General features: G+C 68.3%; 16 protein-coding genes, 1 other RNA gene and 1 pseudogene. 8 read left to right on the top strand and 10 right to left on the bottom strand.

Annotation, left to right across the window (positions count from 1 at the left end):
• Window positions 1-3: 3 nt before the first annotated feature.
• Window positions 4-1,395: a WS/DGAT/MGAT family O-acyltransferase gene (locus BLW81_RS17925; protein ID WP_083408334.1), complete on the bottom strand. Its 1,392-nt coding sequence runs from the start codon at window positions 1,393-1,395 to the stop codon at window positions 4-6.
• A 162-nt stretch (window positions 1,396-1,557) separates the two neighbouring features.
• Here BLW81_RS17925 and panB point away from each other — a divergent pair, with 162 nt between their 5' ends.
• Window positions 1,558-2,391, top strand: a complete 834-nt coding sequence (gene panB / locus BLW81_RS17920; RefSeq protein ID WP_083408333.1) for a 3-methyl-2-oxobutanoate hydroxymethyltransferase — start codon at window positions 1,558-1,560, stop codon at window positions 2,389-2,391.
• Here the strand turns inward: panB and BLW81_RS17915 are convergent.
• On the bottom strand, window positions 2,388-3,167 hold the full coding sequence (locus BLW81_RS17915; RefSeq protein WP_083408332.1) for an enoyl-CoA hydratase/isomerase family protein: 780 nt from the start codon (window positions 3,165-3,167) through the stop codon (window positions 2,388-2,390). The two genes, panB and BLW81_RS17915, sit on opposite strands and share 4 nt — an antisense overlap.
• 64 nt (window positions 3,168-3,231) lie before the next feature.
• Between BLW81_RS17915 and BLW81_RS17910 the strand changes: the two genes are divergently transcribed.
• The 3 genes from BLW81_RS17910 to BLW81_RS29430 all read left to right on the top strand — a co-directional run bounded on the left by BLW81_RS17910 (window position 3,232) and on the right by BLW81_RS29430 (window position 6,144).
• Entirely contained in the window at window positions 3,232-4,716 is a 1,485-nt protein-coding gene (locus BLW81_RS17910; protein WP_083408331.1) for a CYTH and CHAD domain-containing protein, read from the top strand.
• Between the two features lie 337 nt (window positions 4,717-5,053).
• Window positions 5,054-5,503 carry a hypothetical protein gene (locus tag BLW81_RS17905; RefSeq protein WP_083408330.1) on the top strand — a complete coding sequence of 150 codons (450 nt, stop codon included), beginning with the start codon at window positions 5,054-5,056 and terminating at the stop codon, window positions 5,501-5,503.
• Between the two features lie 41 nt (window positions 5,504-5,544).
• Window positions 5,545-6,144: a hypothetical protein gene (locus BLW81_RS29430; RefSeq protein WP_157897737.1), complete on the top strand. Its 600-nt coding sequence runs from the start codon at window positions 5,545-5,547 to the stop codon at window positions 6,142-6,144.
• A 1,459-nt stretch (window positions 6,145-7,603) separates the two neighbouring features.
• Here the strand turns inward: BLW81_RS29430 and rnpB are convergent.
• Window positions 7,604-8,023: RNase P RNA component class A (gene rnpB, locus BLW81_RS17890), an RNA gene on the bottom strand.
• A 69-nt stretch (window positions 8,024-8,092) separates the two neighbouring features.
• Between rnpB and BLW81_RS17885 the strand changes: the two are divergent.
• Window positions 8,093-8,549, top strand: a pseudogene (locus BLW81_RS17885) (helix-turn-helix transcriptional regulator).
• 10 nt (window positions 8,550-8,559) lie between these two features.
• On the top strand, window positions 8,560-9,000 hold the full coding sequence (locus BLW81_RS17880; RefSeq protein WP_083408327.1) for a VOC family protein: 441 nt from the start codon (window positions 8,560-8,562) through the stop codon (window positions 8,998-9,000).
• On the opposite strand, the gene BLW81_RS17875 is transcribed toward BLW81_RS17880, so the two are convergent.
• A complete protein-coding gene (locus BLW81_RS17875) occupies window positions 8,997-10,553 on the bottom strand; it encodes an HNH endonuclease signature motif containing protein (RefSeq protein WP_083408326.1) in 1,557 nt (518 codons plus the stop codon). The two genes, BLW81_RS17880 and BLW81_RS17875, sit on opposite strands and share 4 nt — an antisense overlap.
• 155 nt (window positions 10,554-10,708) lie before the next feature.
• Here BLW81_RS17875 and BLW81_RS17870 point away from each other — a divergent pair, with 155 nt between their 5' ends.
• Window positions 10,709-11,422: a 2OG-Fe(II) oxygenase gene (locus tag BLW81_RS17870; RefSeq protein WP_083410627.1), complete on the top strand. Its 714-nt coding sequence runs from the start codon at window positions 10,709-10,711 to the stop codon at window positions 11,420-11,422.
• A gap of 3 nt (window positions 11,423-11,425) precedes the next feature.
• Here BLW81_RS17870 and BLW81_RS17865 read toward each other — a convergent pair whose 3' ends face one another.
• Both BLW81_RS17865 and BLW81_RS17860 read right to left on the bottom strand, forming a co-directional pair.
• Window positions 11,426-12,049, bottom strand: coding sequence for a class I SAM-dependent methyltransferase (locus tag BLW81_RS17865; RefSeq protein WP_083408325.1), 624 nt, complete (start codon window positions 12,047-12,049; stop codon window positions 11,426-11,428).
• Window positions 12,036-12,989 (bottom strand): NAD(P)/FAD-dependent oxidoreductase, encoded by a 954-nt coding sequence (locus BLW81_RS17860; RefSeq protein WP_083408324.1) that lies wholly within the window; start codon window positions 12,987-12,989, stop codon window positions 12,036-12,038. Before BLW81_RS17860 ends, BLW81_RS17865 begins: the two co-directional genes overlap by 14 nt.
• Window positions 12,990-13,035: 46 nt before the next feature.
• Here BLW81_RS17860 and BLW81_RS17855 point away from each other — a divergent pair, with 46 nt between their 5' ends.
• Window positions 13,036-13,608: a type II toxin-antitoxin system RelB family anti-toxin gene (locus tag BLW81_RS17855; protein WP_083408323.1), complete on the top strand. Its 573-nt coding sequence runs from the start codon at window positions 13,036-13,038 to the stop codon at window positions 13,606-13,608.
• On the opposite strand, the gene BLW81_RS17850 is transcribed toward BLW81_RS17855, so the two are convergent.
• The 4 genes from BLW81_RS17850 to cobC are packed head-to-tail and all read right to left on the bottom strand — an operon-like array spanning window position 13,605 to window position 17,564.
• Complete coding sequence (locus BLW81_RS17850; protein ID WP_083408322.1) at window positions 13,605-14,690, bottom strand: bifunctional RNase H/acid phosphatase; 1,086 nt, start codon at window positions 14,688-14,690, stop codon at window positions 13,605-13,607. The genes BLW81_RS17855 and BLW81_RS17850 overlap by 4 nt on opposite strands.
• Window positions 14,687-15,424 carry a zinc ribbon domain-containing protein gene (locus tag BLW81_RS17845; RefSeq protein WP_083408321.1) on the bottom strand — a complete coding sequence of 246 codons (738 nt, stop codon included), beginning with the start codon at window positions 15,422-15,424 and terminating at the stop codon, window positions 14,687-14,689. Before BLW81_RS17845 ends, BLW81_RS17850 begins: the two co-directional genes overlap by 4 nt.
• Window positions 15,421-16,545, bottom strand: a complete 1,125-nt coding sequence (locus BLW81_RS17840; RefSeq protein WP_083408320.1) for a Nif3-like dinuclear metal center hexameric protein — start codon at window positions 16,543-16,545, stop codon at window positions 15,421-15,423. The genes BLW81_RS17845 and BLW81_RS17840 overlap by 4 nt, the downstream gene beginning before the upstream one ends.
• Window positions 16,542-17,564 (bottom strand): Rv2231c family histidinol phosphate aminotransferase CobC, encoded by a 1,023-nt coding sequence (cobC, locus tag BLW81_RS17835; protein WP_083408319.1) that lies wholly within the window; start codon window positions 17,562-17,564, stop codon window positions 16,542-16,544. The genes BLW81_RS17840 and cobC overlap by 4 nt, the downstream gene beginning before the upstream one ends.
• Between the last annotated feature and the right edge of the window lie 4 nt (window positions 17,565-17,568).

Below are 17,568 nucleotides of genomic sequence, written 5' to 3'. Positions count from 1 at the left end.
CCGCTATCGCGTGGCGGCGAGCAACTCGTCGAGCGCCGCGGAGAAGTCGTCAGCCATCTTCCACAGGTCGGGCAGCAACTCCGGGCAGGAGACGATGCCGACGTCGAGCTTGCCGGTCAGCGACATCACGGTGATGTTGAGTCCCGAGCCGTGGAAGATCGGCCCGAGCGGATACATCGCCTTGACCTCGCACCCCACGTAGTACAGCGGCACCTGCGGGCCGGGCACGTTGGAGACGACGAGGTTGTGCACCGGGCGCGCACCGCTGAGCCGGCTGGCGGCGTACACGCGCATCGCGACCCCGAACACCGCGGGGGCGGCGAACTGCGTCCAGTCCTGCAGCAGGGTCGCACCGATCGCCGAACTGTGTTGCTTGGCAACGGAATTGGATTCGGCGATGGATTTGAGCCGGGCGGCCGGGTCCTCGATGTGGGTCTCGAGCCGCGAGAACATCCCCGACACCTGGTTGCGGCCCGGCCGGTCGGACTTCTCGTGCACCGACACCGGAACCATGGCCACCAGCGAGTTGGTCGGCAGGTCACCGCGATCGGCCAGGAACTTGCGCAGCACACCGGAGACCAGCGCCATCACCACGTCGTTGACCTTGACCCCGAAGTGGTTCTTGACCGTCTTGATGTCCTCGAGGTCGAGTTGGGCGAACGCGACGTTGCGATGTCCGGTGACGTTGGTGTTGAACGGCGTCCTGGGGGCGGCGAACGGCGGCGCCATCGACAGACCGGACCGGGCCCGGCGCACGGTGTCGACCACCGACGTCAGGGTCAGCGGCAGCGCGTTGACCAGTTTCAGCGGCCGGGTGGCGAACTTGACCGCACCGGTGACCGCGATCTCGAGCGAACTGGCATCGCCGGACCCGCCGACCGGATCCGGTGGCGGCGCATCGGGTTCGGTGCTGCACAGCTGCGACATCAGGCTGGCCCCCGTCACCCCGTCGACGCCGGCGTGATGCACCTTGGTCATCACCACGAGGCTGCCGCCGTGCGCCGGGTCGACGCCGTCGATGTTCTCGATCACCCACTTCTCCCACAGCGGCCGGCTGCGATCCAGCGGCAGCGACGCGATGTGGCCGCAGATCTCGGCGAGTTCGCGCCGGCCGCCCGGCGAGGGCAGCCCGATGCGGTGCAGGTGCCGGTCGAGGTCGAAGTCCTTGTCCTCCACCCACACCGGGTGGTCGAGGTTGAAGCGGTTGTCGGCGAGTTTCTCCCGGAACTCCGGCATCGCCTTGATGCGCTCGTTGAGCGCGGCGCGGAACCGGTCGAAGGTGTAGCCGCCGGGCATCGTCGAGGTGTCGAGTTCGAGGATCGAACAGACATGCAGCGGCTGCTGCGCGGTCTCGAGGTACAGGAAGCTGGCGTCCAGCCCGCTGAGCCGTTGCATTGACCGATGCTATGCCCGCAACCGGCGGGTGTGAGGAAATCCACTCAACAGGGCTTTCAACTTCTCCGAGCGCAAGTGGCAGACTGGTCGGGTCAGACGAACCCGGGGACCCGCATCGGGCCTCGAGGATTCGACCCGACCCACCCGATTTGGGGGACAACGATGTCTGAGCAGACCGTCTATGGGGCTGCCTCCGCACCTCGCAGCAAGACCCGCACCCTGCACCTGCAGAAGTGGAAGGCCGAGGGCCACAAGTGGGCCATGCTGACCGCCTACGACTACTCCACCGCCCGCGTCTTCGACGACGCCGGCATCCCGGTGCTGCTGGTCGGTGATTCGGCCGCCAACGTCGTCTACGGCTACGACACCACCGTGCCGGTCACCATCGACGAGCTGATCCCGCTGGTACGCGGCGTGGTGCGCGGCGCCCCGCACGCGCTGGTGGTGGCCGACCTGCCGTTCGGCAGCTATGAGGGCGGCGCGCAGCAGGCGCTGGCCACCGCGACCCGGTTCCTCAAGGAGACCGGCGCGCACGCGGTCAAACTCGAGGGCGGTGAGCGGGTGGCCGACCAGATCGCCACGCTGAGCGCCGCGGGCATTCCGGTCATGGCGCACATCGGTTTCACCCCGCAGAGCGTCAACGGGCTGGGTGGGTTCCGGGTGCAGGGCCGCGGCGACGCCGCCGAGCAGACCATCCACGACGCGATCGCGGTTCAGGAAGCCGGCGCGTTCTCCGTGGTGATGGAGATGGTGCCCGCCGAGCTGGCCACCCAGATCACCGGCAAGCTGACCATCCCCACCATCGGCATCGGCGCCGGCCCGAACTGCGATGCGCAGGTCCTGGTGTGGCAGGACATGGCGGGCATGACGAACGGCAAGACCGCCAAGTTCGTCAAGCGCTTCGGCGATGTGGGCGGCGAATTGCGCCGTGCGGCAGAGCAATACGCCGACGAGGTCGCCAGCGGGGTGTTCCCCGCCGACGAGCACTCGTTTTAGGCGAACTCGGCTTTCCGCTTCCCGAGGAACGCGTCGACGCCCTCGCGGCCGTCGGCGGAGTTGGCGCGGTCGGCGATCAGCCGGCCCTCGAGTTCCATCTGCTCCTCGAGACCGTTCTTGAACGTCGCGAGCATCAGCGCCTTGACCCCGCCGTTGGATCCGGCTGCGGTGGCGGCGATCTGGTCGGCCAGCTTGGTGGTGCGCTCGGCCAGTTCCGCGTCGGGCACCACCTCGGTGACCAGGCCCCACTGCGACGCCTCCTGTGCCGACAGGGTGCGGTTGGTCAGCATGAGTTCTTTGGTCTTGGTGATGCCGATCAGCCGGGGCAGGTAGTAGGACGCGCTGCCGTCGGGGCTCAGGCCCACCCGGGTGTAGGCCATCGTGAACGACGCGGACTCGGCGGCCAGCACGAGGTCACCGGTCACCGCGATGGAGAAGCCCGCGCCGGCGGCGGTGCCGTTGACCGAGGTGATGAGCACGGCGTTCATCCGGGCGAAGCTGGAGATGGCGCGGTGCAGGTCGTCGGCGACGCCTTTGACGTGCGCACCGCGGTCGGGCGCGGCAGCGAAGTCCTTCAAATCGCCGCCCGCGCAGAAGAACCGGCCGGTGCCGGTGAGCACGACGACTTTGGTCGCGTCGGTGTCGCACCGTTTCGCGGCGTCGGCCAGTTCACGAGTCATGGTGCCGTTCATGCCGTTTGCGGCGTCGGGCCGGTTCAGCGCGATGCGGGTGATGGCGCCGGACTGTTCGAAGGTCAGCGTTTCGTAATCGGTCACAGGTGGACCTTAGCCCCGCAGCAACCCGCGGTGTTCATGCACGTATGGCAGGCTGATTTTCACCATGGGCAAATCGGCTGGCAAATCCTCGCGTCACTTGGAGGTCGAGCGCAAGTTCGACGTGGTCGCCTCGAGCGTGTCGCCGTCGTTCGACGGGCTGTCGGCGGTGGGCCGGGTCGAGCGGCAACCGGCGTACCGACTCGAGGCGGTCTACTTCGACACCGCCGACCGTGACCTGGCCGCGCACCGCATCACGCTGCGCCGCCGCACCGGTGGGCCCGACGCCGGCTGGCACCTGAAGCTGCCCGCGGGGCCCGATGCCCGCACCGAGGTCAGGGAACCGCTCGGCGACGACGACGGCGGGGTGCCCGAGAGCCTGCGCGACGTCGTGTTGGCCATCGTGCGGGACCGCCCGTTGTCCCCCGTCGCGCGGATCAGCACCGAGCGCACGGTGGAGATGCTCTACGACGCGGACGGGGCTCCGCTGGCGGAGTTCTGCGACGACCAGGTCAGCGCGGCGGCCCTTCCGGACGGCGAGGAGCAGAGCTGGCGCGAGTGGGAACTCGAACTGGTCGGCGGCGACGACCGCGACCTGCTGGACCGGTTGTCCAACCGGCTACTGGATGCGGGTGCGGAACCGGCGGCCAGCGGGTCGAAGCTGGCGCGGGTGCTGGCGGACACGGTCCCGACGGAGGACCGCACGCCGGCCGGGCCGATCCACCGGGCGGTGGCCGAGCAGGTCGACGAGCTGATCGAGTGGGACCGCGCGGTCCGCGCCGACGTCTACGACTCCGTGCATCAGATGCGGGTGACCACCCGCAAGATCCGCAGCCTGCTGCAGTCGGCGCGCGACGCGTTCGGCATCTCCGACGACGCGTGGATCCTCGACGAGTTGCGGCAGCTGGCCTCGATCCTGGGGGTGGCACGCGACGCCGAGGTGCTCGCCGAGCGCTACCAGAAGGCGCTCGACGAGCTGCCGGCGGAACTGGTCCGCGGGCCGATCCGTGAGCGGCTGGTGGAGGGTGCGCAGCGACGGTACGCGTCGGGGCTGCGACGGTCGCACATCGCGATGCGCTCGGAGCGGTACTTCCGGCTGCTCGACGCGCTGGAGGGGCTGGTGGCCGCCGAGCCCGGCGAGCGACCGGGTGAGGACGAACAGCCGGCGGCGACGCTCCACTCGGCATACAAGCGGGTTCGCAAGGCCGCCAAGGCTGCCGCCGAAGCCGGTGCCGACGAGGACAAGGACGAGGCTCTGCATCGAATCCGCAAGGGCGCCAAGCGGCTTCGCTACACGGCGGCGGCGACGGGCGCGGGCAAGGTGTCCGATCGGGCCAAGAGCATCCAGTCGCTGCTGGGCGACCATCAGGACAGCGTGGTGAGCCGGACGCATCTGAGCCAGCAGGCCGAGGCCGCTCACGCCGCCGGTGAGGACACGTTCACCTACGGGCTGCTATACCGGCTGGAGGACGAGCTGGCCCAGCAGTCGCGCGACCAGCTCGACAAGGCGCTCAAGAAGCTGGACAAGGCGGTCCGCAAGAAGAAGCGGTAGCTCTCCACCCTTGTCGCCGAACGGCGACTTGTGTGCGATGAATCGGCGGATTTTCGAGCGCAATCGAACGTTCAAGAGCAGGGCGGATGAGTTGGCCTGTAAGCCGGATTCTGTTATCTGGGCGCTTATATGTGGTGGCGGTGTGATGAACCCGCAGGTCAGAGCGTTGGCAGAGTTGGCTCGCGAAAGCCTGCGCTGGAACAACTGCGGACGCACTACAGACGGAGATTAAGCCGCAGACGCACCGCCTGCGTCTGAATCAGGTGTTCAGTCGGCTACCGTTCTCGCCCGGTGACGGACCGATCTATGTCACAGTGCCCCGCTAGGGTCGGCAAACATGACGGAAGATGCCCTATCGGTGTACCGCTCGTTGACGTCGATGGACGTCAAAGTCGCACTCATGGTGAGCCCTCACGGCCCGGTGCCAGCGCAACTCGTACCGAAATTGAGCCAGCTTCGCGGCACCGCAGCCGTTCAATCGACCTGGCCATCGAATCGACAGCCGAACGAGCCGTTCACACTCCAAGGCGAGCTTCCTGACCGACTCGAACGGATCCGCCAGCACCTTGACCAGTGGTGGTCGAAGGTCGGCCCCGAGGTACAGAACTATCTGATCGAGAACCGCGACGGAGAGTTGGACGCCGACTACAAGGCAGCTGTTATGGATGCGGGCGACGGGAATTTGGACGGTCTTATCGTCGCCGTAGTGCAAGATAACAACACGGAGAAGTTCCGGTTGCCTCCGATTGTCGATGTCTACGTCGAGATGAAGGCGCGCGACATCTGAAACCGGCGCACGGTCTTGATGGGTGGCGACATACTGCCCACGTGAACGCTGCCAACGACCGACCTCAGCGTCACCTGCGCATCGTCCCGACGCCTTCTGCGCCTCCTGAATCCTCGTCACCCACCAGACGGAGGCTACCTCGCCACCAGCGGCAAGACCTTCCTGAACCCGCGAACGGCTCGGTAGTACGGTTCAAGAAGTCCGGCTACGGATACGTCGCGATACGACGCGGCGACCATTGGGAGACGAGCACGGCCGACCCGCTCACCGACGGTTTCATGCATGAGGTCATGTCATGGCCTCAGATGTGGGCAGCAGGACGGTACTTCGAGCTAGCCACCGATTTGCAGCCAATTCGCTGGCCACCAAACAAGGACAAACGGCTCGTCGAGGAATCCGTCGTCTGCTGCACGACCGACGCCGAGCATTGGGCCGCGATTGCCTACCAGGGCGCCTACACAGGATTCAACGAACGCCTGTGGTACTCGACGTTGACGTCGACTGCACAGAAGCGTCTCAAGCTGCGGAGCTATGGCTACTGGTCGGAGATGATGCGTGAGGCGCAGAACATCCACATCGTCACCGCCTGGGATCCGCTCTTGCCATGGCCGAACGCCACACGGCGAGGATGGCAGAACTGAGTCACACTGCTTCCAGAGGGGCGGCCTGGCGGCCCTGATCTTTAGCACTCTTGACTCGCCTTCCGGCGACCAAATGCCAAAGCTTCCTTGTCTCTAGCTTTCTTGTCTTTCCTCCGGCACTCCGCGTGCGCCTTTGGCCTTCTCGCATCGATCCGATACCGCCGAAAACGCAAGCTCAGCGACAAGCGGTAGAGCCACACACTTCGCGAGCTTTTCCCGGACGCGCAGCGAACATGACCACGTCAACCTGGTGCGCAGGGTCTCCGTGGAGTTAGTAGATAGGACGACGTCGAACTGAAGCTCGCTGATAATGATGACTCAAAGACTCAACCGGCACAGCGGTGTTGAGGATCGCTGGCGCAACGCGGACGGCACACTTTCAGCCAGTAATGCCAGTGGATTGGGGCGGCGCGCATGCTATGTGGACGCGAGCACGCGAAACGCTTCGGGCGCAACGTCGATGCGCAACGGTTGCTGCATGAGGTAACCGCTGCGGGTCGTCGCCGGCCATTACATCGACCCCAAAGCCGGTGACATCACGTTCCGCGACTATGCGGAGCGGTGGCGTCAGTTCCGCTACAGCGGCCCAGTTCCCGCGCCGACGTCGAGACAATGCTCGCACCACGCCTACCCAGCGCTTGGCAATCGCCGCCTGTCATCGATTCTGCCGAGCGACATTCAGGCTTGGGTCAATAGCCCCGAGTTGGCGCCGTCGGCGGTTGGGGTGGTGCACGCCATCGTGTCCACGGTCATGAAGTCCGCGATTCGGGACCGCCGGCTGGCGTCGAACCCCTGCGAGGGAACGAAATTAGCGAAGGGCCAGCGCAAGCAGATGGTGCCGCTGGCGACCGAGCAGGTCGCTGCCGTGCGTGGGGCGCTGCCACCGGCGTTGCGTGCCGTGGTGACGCTGGCGGCGGGTACGGGGATGCGGCAGGGCGAAGTGCTTGGGCCTGACCGTCGACCGGATGGTGGTGGTCGACCACCAGCTCGTTTCGGTGCAGAGGCAGCCGCCAAAGTTCGGTCCGCTCAAATCGTTGGCGAGCAACCGGACGATCCCGATCCCCAGTCTATTTGTCAACGCCCTGGCGGCACACCTGGCGCGGTACCCTGCCAGTCCCGACGGGCTGGTGTCCACGTGAAGGGGTAAGGCGATTCGGCGGTCGACGTTCGGCCAAAGTGGCGTGTTGCGGTCGAGGCGGCGGAGTTGCCTCCCAGGGTTCCACGATCTCCGCCACTCTTAAGCGAGCTTGCTGATCCGGCACAGCGGAGTGTCAAGACGGCGCCGGCGCGTCTCGGCCACGCGAGCACCGTCGAGACGCTGGACACCTACAGCCATTTGTGGCCGAATTCCGACGACCGGACGCGGGATGCGATTGACGCGGTGCTCGGATCCCCTGCAGACGCACTGCGGACGCAGACGGATCCGAGCAGTTAAAAACGCAGGTAATCCAGGGCCGGGCGGATGAGTTGGCCTGTAAGCCGGATTCTGTTCCGCACCGCCGTGGTTGACCACGGCGACGCAGCGGCGACCATCCATCTGGACACACCGTCGCCGGGTGCCTCGAGCGGCCTACCCGCAGGCTCGGGCGAGCAGCCCTCGAGCGCCTGCGCGACCGCAACCAGGTTGCGGCCTTCTTGGCCTTGCTTCGGGTGGGGTTTGCCTAGCCACTCCGGTCACCCGGAATGCTGGTGCGCTCTTACCGCACCGTTTCACCCTTACCACCGCAGAGCCCGAAGACTCCGTGGTGGCGGTCTGTTTTCTGTGGCACTTTCCCGCGAGTCACCTCGGATTGCCGTTAGCAATCACCCTGCTCTGTGAAGTCCGGACTTTCCTCGAAACCCAGGCGAACCTGGATCCCGCGGCCGCCCAGCCAACTCATCCGCGGATCCACGGTACTGCCTGGTGACACAGTTTTGCGAGTTCACGATCTTCGCCATACTTGTGCCCATGGCGCAGGTGCCTCCGGCCCGTTACCTGATGCGGGCCAAAGACATGGTCGACGCGCGGTACGCCGAGGCGCTCACCGTCGACGACCTGGCGGCCGCGGCGGGGCTGTCGCGGGCGCACTTCTCGCGGATGTTCACCCGGACGTTCGGCGAGTCCCCGCGGGCGTACCTGCAGACCCGACGGCTGGAGCGGGCGGCGGCGCTGCTGCGCTACACCGACCGTTCGGTGGCCGACATCTGCGTGATGGTGGGGTTGCAGAGCGTCGGGTCGTTCACCACCAGCTTCGCCCGCGTCTACGGGCTGCCGCCCGCGGCGTACCGGGCGAGCCTGCCGCCGGCGGCGCTGACCGCACCGGTGCCCAGTTGCATCCTCAAGCGCGACACCCGCCCTCGCGCCGACAGCCGCGTCGCCAAAGACAGCACACGGGGAGAAGACGCGCGACGCGCGGCGACCGTAGCGTCGCTGTCATGATCAAAATCGCAAGCGCCCACCTGTGGGTCCACGACCAGGAAGCCGCACTGAAATTCTGGACCGAGAAGGTCGGAATGGAAGTGCGTCAGGATGTTTCACTACCCGATGTCGACGGCATCTTCCGCTGGCTGACCGTCGGGCCGCCCGGCCAGGACGATGTGTCGATCGTGTTGATGGCGGTGCCGGGTGAGCCGGTGATGGACGAACCGACCCGCCAACAGGTGATGGACCTGACCGCCAAGGGTTTCGCGGGCACGATCTTCCTGACGACCGAGGACTGCCGGGCGTCCTATGAGGAGATGAAGTCGCGCGGCGTGGAGTTCACCGAGGAGCCCCACGAGATGCCGTACGGCATCGACTGCGGGTTCCGCGACCCGTCGGGCAACAGCGTGCGGCTGACGCAGCTGGCAGACCTGTCGACGCTGACTACGCCTTAGAAGGGCGGAGGTTCGTCTCGTTCTGCGAGTCGGGCGGCGTTGATCGGTGCGTTGAGTTCGCGTTCTTCGTCGATGGCTGCGGCTCGGTCTTGAGCGCGCGTTCGCTTGCGGCGGGGCATCATCAGCCCGCGTGCCTCGGAGTCGGTCGGCGCCTCGGCTGCCCGTCGCACAATCGCGGGGTCTACCGGTGCGGTCGGCCGGCACAGCGCCGGGAACAGCAGTTCGGCGCCCGGGCAGGTGGAAACGGTATGACCAGTCGGAGAGGTCCAGTCCACCCGCCCGTCCGGGTGCTGAACTTCTCGCCACGCCCAGAACGTCTTGATCAGATGATGCTTCCTGCACAGGCATTTCAGGTTCGATGCCTGCGTGGGCCCCGCCGGGTAGGCGATCGTGTGGTCGATGTCGCAGTGGTCGGCGGGGACATCGCAGCCAGGGAACCGGCAGGTCAGATCTCTGCATCGGACAAACCACGCCAACGCCGTCGAGGGCCGGTGCCGTGGTTCGGGCGGCGCGTCGCCGGGATGTCGTACGTACTTGATCTGTGCGGCGCCGGCCAGTTTCGCAGCCAGCAGCGGCGCGGGCAGGATTCCGCGGCCCAGCAGGTAAGCCGGATCAGTGTCGGCCGGCGCGGACGGCATGTCCTCAGCTCTTGGCGACAACGCTTCCCGCACCGTCATTTTCAGCAGTTCCTCACGTGACGGTCCGGGCGGATCCTCCCCGTCGAGGTCGACGTCAGTGTCATCGGATAGTGATTCCTCACGTGCCACCACATGGATCACCGTCGAGCTGACCGTCAGTTGCGCAGCTTCGCAGTCATCGCGCCCGCACGCGCATGCGAGCCGATCCGCGCCATGACCGAGAGCACCCATCGCGTCCGCACGCCGCTGCTCGATCGTGCGCGGGTCGTCTTCGCACACCGCGGCGGCCATCGCATCCAACCGGCGGTCGAACGCCTCGGCGTCGGTGGCCATCAACAACGCGTCGACATACGCCGTGCCCGACCCGTCGTCGGAGACATGCACGTCGACGTGGCGCCCACGCGCCTTGGTCTGCGCGTGCCGCACCGCGAACGGGTCATAGCGATCCACCCAGAAGTCGATCGCGTTCTCGATCTTGGCGACCGACAACCCCGCCCACTGCTCCACCCGTGCCGCGATCTCGGCGTCGATCTTGGCGTTTGCCTCGGCGTCGCGAACGAGCCGGGTCCGCGACTCGATCGCCTCGACCATCCGGTACGAGACTGCCCCGGCAGCGAAGACCTCCGCGACCTTGGGCAGTCGTTTCCGCAACCCCCATGCGATCACGAGCTGATGGGATGCCACACCCAAGGAGACCCCCTGGGCCGCGGCTATCTCCGCGGCCGCAGCGTTCCAGTTGTCCGCGGACCAGTTTTCACGCTCGGCCGATCCGTCGGCGGATACGTGCCGCTCGAGCACGTCGGCGCACGCTGCGAGCCGTCGCGCGCATGCTGCGTTCTCCGCCCGCGCCCACGCGCCCACCGCCCCGACAGCGTCCCGGCTGCCGACCGCTTGAGCCACCAACTCTTCGAACATGCTTTCGACGTTAGTGCTGAGCGTCGTGGTGAGCCACCGATGCAGCCCCGCCTGTGGATGAATCCCGACTTGGGGATAACCCACTCCTTGCCGATCCGATCTCACATTCGGGTGCTGCCGACCGTCTACCGGGTATGCGCACCGACAGAGAGACGATGACGCGAACCTGGCACGACCGCGTGAACTCCGCCGACTGGGCGGGCATCGCGCGCGACCTCGACGACTTCGGCGGCGCGCTGCTCCCGCGACTGCTCACCGACGACGAGACGACCGCGCTCCGCGCCCTCTACCCCACCGACACGCAGTTCCGCGCGACCATCGACATGGCCCGCTATCGCTTCGGCCAAGGCGAGTACCGCTACTTCGCCGAGCCCTATCCCGAACCCGTCGAGGCGCTGCGCCACGCGCTGTACCCGCGCCTGCTGCCGATCGCGCAGGACTGGTGGAGCCGGCTGGGCCGGGCGACACCGTGGCCGGACACCCTCGACGAGTGGCTGGACCAGTGTCACGCCGCCGGCCAGACCAAGTCGACGGCGATCCTGCTCAAGTACCAGCAGGGCGACTGGAACGCGCTACATCGAGAGCTCTACGGCGATCTGGTCTTTCCCTTGCAGGTCGTGATCAACCTGAGCGACCCGGGTGTCGACCACACCGGCGGTGAGTTCCTGCTCCTCGAACAGCGGCCCCGCGCCCAGTCCCGCGGCACGGCCACGCTGCTGCCGCGCGGGCACGGCTACGTGTTCACCACCCGCGAGCGCCCCGTCCGCTCGACCCGCGGATGGTCGGCTGCCCCTGTGCGCCACGGCGTTTCGGTGGTGCGCTCGGGCGAGCGGTACACGCTGGGCCTCATCTTCCACGACGCGGCATGAGAACTACCGCCGCCGCAGGATGATCACGTTGTCGAACCAGGTGAACGGCTCGCCGTCGGGTGTGGTGACCTCCCGCTCGACCGACCGGATCTCGGCCGGCTCCCACTGATCATCAGCGAGATTCAACGCGGCGACGATGTCTTGCGGCGCGTCGAACGTGTGGTGGTGATCCAGGTCGGAGTGCCACGGCGGCGGACCGCTGTGGTCGACGATCAGCAGCATTCCGCCCGGCCGCACCGCCCGTGCTGCCGCAGCGAAGATCGGCATCCGGTCGAGCGGGAACGTCGAGTGCAGGAAATGCGCTGACAACAAATCGAATTCGCCGTCGGGGAAGCCGGCCGACAAATCGTGCTGCCGGAACTCGATGCGGTCAGCCACCCCTCGTGCTGCCGCTTCGTCAGCGGCTCGCCGCAGCGCCGTTTCGGCGATGTCGACGGCCACCACCTGCCAGCCCTGCTCGGCGAGCCACACCGCATCACCGCCCTCACCGCAGCCCAGATCGAGCGCCGTGCCGGGCGTCAACGTCGGCGCGATCTCCGATAACCGCGCGTTGACCCGGCCGCTCCAGATCCGGTCGCGGGCGCTGTAGTGCTCTTCCCAATGTTGTTTGGCCTCAGACGTTGACATGCTGACTCCCTTCCGCAATGACTGGATTGTCCTCGGCGAGCAGGCTCTGCATCACGGCCGCGGCCGCGCCCGAGCCACCCGCGACCGCGGCGGCGACCTGCGGCATCGCCGCGGTGAGATCGCCGGCCGCGAAAACGCCGGGAACATTGGTCTGATACATGGCGTCGACGGCGACGGGATCCTGCGTCACCGGTGTCGGTTCGCCGGCCTCGACGCCGAGCCGCGCGGCCAGCGCGGACCGTTGACGCAACGTTGTGGCGACCAGCAAACCCGTTCGCGGCAACCGGGTTCCATCGTTCAATACCACCGCCTCCAGGGTCCCGCCGCGGGCCGCCAGCTCGCGTATCGTCCTGCGGTCGACCGTGACCCCCGCGGCGGCCAACCGCGCCCGTTGACTCCCGTCGAGTTCGTCGTCGCCGTCGCTGAGCACGACGACGTCGTCGCTCCAGTACCGCAGCAGCAGCGCCATGTGCACCGCGCGTTCACCGCGGGCCAGCACACCCAGCGGCTGGTCGCGCACCTCCCAGCCGTGGCAGAACGGGCAGTGGAACACCGATTTTCCCCACAGTTCCGCCACGCCGGGAAGCTGCGGCGGCCGGTACTCCATGCCGCTCGCCAGCAGCACGCGGCGGGTCCGCTCGATCCTGCCGTTCGCCAGCTTCAGCGTGAAACCGCCTGCGTCCCTGGAACCATCGACGACTTCGCCGGTGCGCACCTCGACGCTCGGATATGCGGTCAGCTCCTGACGGCCCATCGCGTACAGCTCGGCGGGTGGCCGCCCGTCGTGGCCGAGCAGCCCACCGATGCCGTGCGCGGCCCGGTTGCTCTGCGCACCGGCGTCGACCACCAGCACCCGGCGCCGCGCACGCCCGAGCACCAGCGCCGCACTCAACCCCGCTGCGCCGCCGCCGACCACGACGCAATCCCATTCGATGTCCATGCCACCACATTGCAACCGCGTCGCAGAAATGCCAAGCTTTCTTGCCATGGAGGCAAAAGAAGAGGACAGCGTCGACGCCCGTGTGCGCCGCAGGCTGCGCGAACTCCGCATGCAGCGCGGCTTCACGCTCGAGGAAGTCGCCGGCCGGTCCAACATCGACGTCTCGACGCTGAGCCGGCTGGAATCCGGCAAGCGCCGCCTCGCCCTGGACCATCTACCCCGACTGGCCGCCGCGCTGTCGGTCAGCACCGACGAACTGTTGCGCGCGCCGGAGGCCGACGATCCGCGCGTGCGCGGCAGCTCACACACGCACCACTGCATCACCTACTGGCCGCTCACCCGGCAACCCGCCGGGGGCCTGCAGGCGTTCAAGATCCGGATCAGCGCGCGGCGCCGCACACCACCGAAAGAGCTGCCCGTGCACGAGGGACAGGACTGGATGTACGTGCTGTCCGGTCAGCTGCGGTTGATCCTCGGCGACCGCGACTTCACCGTCAAAGCGGGTGAGGCCGTTGAGTTCTCAACCTGGACACCGCACTGGTTCGGGGCGGTCGACGGCCCGGTCGAGGCGATCACGATCTTCGGGCCGCACGGCGAGCGGCTGCACCTGCACGACTAATCCAGATATGCCGTCTGGTTGACCAGCCGCACCGACGCCGCACCGTCGGGATAGAACTCGGCGATCGACAGCGACGCCAGATCCAGATGCAGGCGGTACAGGATGTTCGATCCGCCGTCGAGCGCCACCCGCAGCAGCGACTTGATCGGCGTCACGTGCGAGACCACCAGCGCGGTCTCGCCCGCGTGCTCGGCGATGATCCGGGCGCGCGCCCGGTTCACCCGCACCGCAGCTGCGTCGAAGCTCTCGCCCTGCGGCGGCGCCAGGCTGGTGTCGCGCAGCCAGCGGCGGTGCAGGTCCGGATCGCGTTCTGCCGCTTCGGCGAACGTCAAGCCCTCCCACGCACCGAAGTCCGTCTCGATGAGGTCGTCGTCGACGGTGACATCAAGTCCGAGCACCTTGGCCGCCGCGGCCGCGGTGTCGTAGGCACGCTGCAGCGGTGAGGTGATCACCGCGGCGACGCCGCCCTTGCGGCCCAGATACTGCGCCGCTGCCTCGGCCTGGCGCCGGCCCAGTTCGGTCAGCGCGGGATTGCCGCGGCCCGAATAACGCCGGTCCACCGACAGCTCGGTCTGACCGTGCCGCAGCAGCAGGAAGCGGGTGGGCTTACCGCGAGCACCGGTCCACGCCACCGGGTTCGACGCCGGCTGCGCGGGTTGCTCTGCCGCCGCTGGCATCTCGGCCGCGGCGTCCATCGCCTCGTTGGCCAGACGGTCGGCGTGGCTGTTCTTCGACCGGGGGATCCACTCGAAGCTGACGCGACCGAAGCGCGCGGCAAGCCCGCTGGCCTCCCGGTGCAGGGGCGCGATGTCGGGATGTTTGACCTTCCAACGCCCCGACATCTGCTCGACGACGAGCTTGGAGTCCATGTAGACGTCGACCTCGTCGGCGCCCAGGTCGGCCGCCTCGGTCAAACCGGCGATCAGCCCGCGGTATTCGGCGACGTTGTTGGTGGCCCGGCCGATGGCCTCCTTGCTCTCGGCCAGCACGGTGGCGTGGTCAGCCGACCAGACGACCGAACCGTAGCCGGCCGGCCCGGGATTGCCGCGCGACCCGCCATCTGCCTCGACGATCACCTTCATGCGCCGGTTCCCTTGAGACGCAACAGGATAGCGCCGCACTCGGGACAGCGCAGTACCTCGTCGTCGGCGGCCGCCGAGATCCGCGCCAGCTCACCCTTGTCGATCTCGATCCGGCACGCCCCGCAGCGCCGGCCCTGCAGCAGCCCGGCGCCGGCACCGCCGCGGGACCGCTGCCGCTCGTACATCGACACCAGCTCCGAGTCGATGGCGGCGACGAGTTCGTCACGGCGCGACACGCTTTGGTGGCGCTGCTGATCGATGTCGGCGAGTGCCTCGTCGCGCGCGGTCCGCGCGGCGCCGAGTTCGCCTTCGAGATCGTCGATCCTGGCCAGTGCGGCCTCCTGGTCGCGCTGCAGCTCCTCGCGGCGCTCCATCACCTCCAGCTGCGAATCCTCGAGCGCCGACTGTCGCCGCTCCAGCGTGTCGAGTTCGTGCTGCAGTTCGGTGAGCTGTTTGGCGTCGACAGTTCCGCCGGCCATCAGGTTGCGGTCGCGTTCCTCGCGTTGGCGGACCCCGTCGATCTCGGTTTCGAACTTGGCGATCTGCGCGTCGAGATCCTCGATCGCGATCTGCAGCGCGGCGAGCCGGTCGTTGGCTTCCCGGTGGGCGGCCTGCACCTCCTCGAGGCGCTGCTGTTCGGCCAGGTTCTTGCCCCGGTGTTCGATCCGGCTCAGCGCGGCGTCGAGCTCTGCGAGCTCGAGCAGCGACTTCTGTTGTGCAACATCGGCTTTCATGTCTGATCCTCAACGTTCCATGGGTCGGTGCGCACCGTCGACACCTGCACGGGCAGTGCGTCGCCGAAATGGTCGCGCAGCAGGGCGGCCGCCTGGTGACACCACGGGTACTCGCTGGCCCAGTGCGCGACGTCGATCAGGGCGACCTCGGAGGCGCGCCGGTGCTCGTCGGCGGGGTGGTGGCGCAGGTCGGAGGTCACGTATGCGTCGACGCCGGCGCGCGCCACCCGCGCCAGCAGGGAGTCACCCGCTCCCCCGCAGACCGCGACCCGCGACACCGTCGCGTGCGGGTCACCGGCGGCGCGCACACCCCACGACGTCTCCGGCAGCGCGGCACGGACACGGGACACGAACGCGGCCAACGGTTCCGGTTCGGGCAGGACGCCGATGCGGCCCAACCCGACGTCGCCGGGTATCGGGGCGAGCGCGAAGATGTCGAACGCGGGTTCCTCGTAGGGGTGCGCGCCGCGCAGCGCCGCCAGCACGCGCGCCCGCAGCCCGGCGGGCGCGATCATCTCCACCCGGTCCTCGGGCACGCGTTCGACGGTGCCGACGCTGCCGATCGCGGGCGACGCGCCCTCGTGCGGCAGAAACTGGCCGGTCCCGGCCGCGGTCCAGCTGCAGTGGGAGTAGTCGCCGATGTGTCCGGCGCCTGCGGCGAACATCGCGCCGCGCACCGCGTCGGCGTTCTCGGCGGGCACGAACACGACCCACTTGTCGAGGTCCGGTCCCCCGCCGACGGGTTCGAGGACTTCTTCGACCGTCAGCCCCAGCACCTCGGCCAGTGCGTCGGACACGCCGGGCGCGGCCGAGTCGGCGTTGGTGTGCGCGGTGAACAGCGCACGACCGGTCCGGATCAGGCCGTGGATGAGACCACCCTTGGCGGTGCTGGCGGCGACGGTGTCGACACCGCGCAGCAGCAGCGGGTGATGGGCCAGCAGCAGGCCGCGCTCGGGCACCTCGGCGGCGACGGCGGCGGTGGCGTCCACCGCGACCGTGACCGACTCGACCGTCTCGGCCGGATCGCCGCACACCAGCCCGACCGAATCCCAGTCCTGGGCCAGTCGCGGCGGGTACGCCTCCTCGAGGACGTCGATGACGTCCGCCAGCCGTGCGCTCACCGCATCACCTCGGCGACCGCGTCGACCAGCACCGGCCATTCCGGGCGCACCGCGGCCCGCAGGAACTGGCCGTCCAGCCCGACGAACGTGTCACAGCGACGCACGGCGATCCCCTTGTCCTCCAGTCGTTTCCGTACCAGTTCGGCGTCCGGCACCGCGAACAGCACAAACGGTGCCGCACCGTCGACGACCTGGACGCCGATGCTAGTCAACCCGGCCACCATCTCGGCGCGGACCTCGAGCAACCGGCGCGCCGAGCGGTCGGCTTCGGCGACCGACTCGGGCGCGCTGCACGCGGTGATCGCCTCGAGTTGCAGCGTGCCCAGCGGCCAGTGCGGGCGCCGCGCGGTCAACCGCGCCAGCACGTCGGCGGGGCCCAGCGCATAACCGACCCGCAGACCCGCCAGCGCCCACGTCTTGGTCAGGCTGCGCAGCACCAGCACGTCGGGCAGCGCGTCGGCCGCCAACGAGCCCCGCTCGCCGGGGATCGCATCGGCGAACGCCTCGTCGACCACGACGATGCGGCCGGGGCGCCGCAGCGCGAGCACCTGCTCGCGGGTGTGCAGCACGCCGCTCGGGTTTGTGGGGTTGCCGATGACGACGAGGTCGGCGTCGTCGGGCACGGCGTCGGCGGCCAGGGTGTATGGCGGGTCGAGCACCACGTGGTCGAACGGCACTCCGGCCGCCGCCAGCACCGCCTCGGGTTCGGTGAACGACGGCGCGATCAGCGCGGCGCGGCGGGGCCGCAGGTCGGGCAGCAGCGCGAAGCCCTCGGCCGCGCCGGCGAGCAGCGCGACCTCCTCGACGCGGCGCGTGTGGCGCGCGGCGACCGCGTTGCGCGCGCGCAGGTCGTCGGCCTGACTGGGGTAGCGCCCGAGGTCGGGCAACCGGCTCGCCAGGCGCTGCACCAGCCACGATGGCGGTTCGGCGGCGCGCACGTTGACGGCGAAATCCAGCATGCCCGGGACCGCGGCCTGGTCGCCGTGGTACCGCGCTGCCGCACGTCGGGGGCTCGCCACATCA

Source organism: Mycolicibacterium rutilum, from assembly GCF_900108565.1.
GTDB classification, from domain to species: domain Bacteria; phylum Actinomycetota; class Actinomycetes; order Mycobacteriales; family Mycobacteriaceae; genus Mycobacterium; species Mycobacterium rutilum.
The sequence above is the reverse complement of the archived record's forward strand: the minus strand, read 5'-3'. Positions and strand labels throughout refer to the sequence as shown.

Excerpts from the sequence above, each read along its gene's own strand:
- BLW81_RS17925 (WP_083408334.1), bottom strand. The coding sequence starts at position 1,395 with ATGCAACGGCTCAGCGGGCTGGACGCCAGCTTCCTGTACCTCGAGACC.
- panB (WP_083408333.1), top strand. The coding sequence starts at position 1,558 with ATGTCTGAGCAGACCGTCTATGGGGCTGCCTCCGCACCTCGCAGCAAG.
- BLW81_RS17910 (WP_083408331.1), top strand. The coding sequence starts at position 3,232 with ATGGGCAAATCGGCTGGCAAATCCTCGCGTCACTTGGAGGTCGAGCGC.
- BLW81_RS17905 (WP_083408330.1), top strand. The coding sequence starts at position 5,054 with ATGACGGAAGATGCCCTATCGGTGTACCGCTCGTTGACGTCGATGGAC.
- BLW81_RS17880 (WP_083408327.1), top strand. The coding sequence starts at position 8,560 with ATGATCAAAATCGCAAGCGCCCACCTGTGGGTCCACGACCAGGAAGCC.
- BLW81_RS17875 (WP_083408326.1), bottom strand. The coding sequence starts at position 10,553 with ATGTTCGAAGAGTTGGTGGCTCAAGCGGTCGGCAGCCGGGACGCTGTC.
- BLW81_RS17870 (WP_083410627.1), top strand. The coding sequence starts at position 10,709 with ATGACGCGAACCTGGCACGACCGCGTGAACTCCGCCGACTGGGCGGGC.
- BLW81_RS17865 (WP_083408325.1), bottom strand. The coding sequence starts at position 12,049 with ATGTCAACGTCTGAGGCCAAACAACATTGGGAAGAGCACTACAGCGCC.
- BLW81_RS17860 (WP_083408324.1), bottom strand. The coding sequence starts at position 12,989 with ATGGACATCGAATGGGATTGCGTCGTGGTCGGCGGCGGCGCAGCGGGG.
- BLW81_RS17855 (WP_083408323.1), top strand. The coding sequence starts at position 13,036 with ATGGAGGCAAAAGAAGAGGACAGCGTCGACGCCCGTGTGCGCCGCAGG.
- BLW81_RS17850 (WP_083408322.1), bottom strand. The coding sequence starts at position 14,690 with ATGAAGGTGATCGTCGAGGCAGATGGCGGGTCGCGCGGCAATCCCGGG.
- BLW81_RS17845 (WP_083408321.1), bottom strand. The coding sequence starts at position 15,424 with ATGAAAGCCGATGTTGCACAACAGAAGTCGCTGCTCGAGCTCGCAGAG.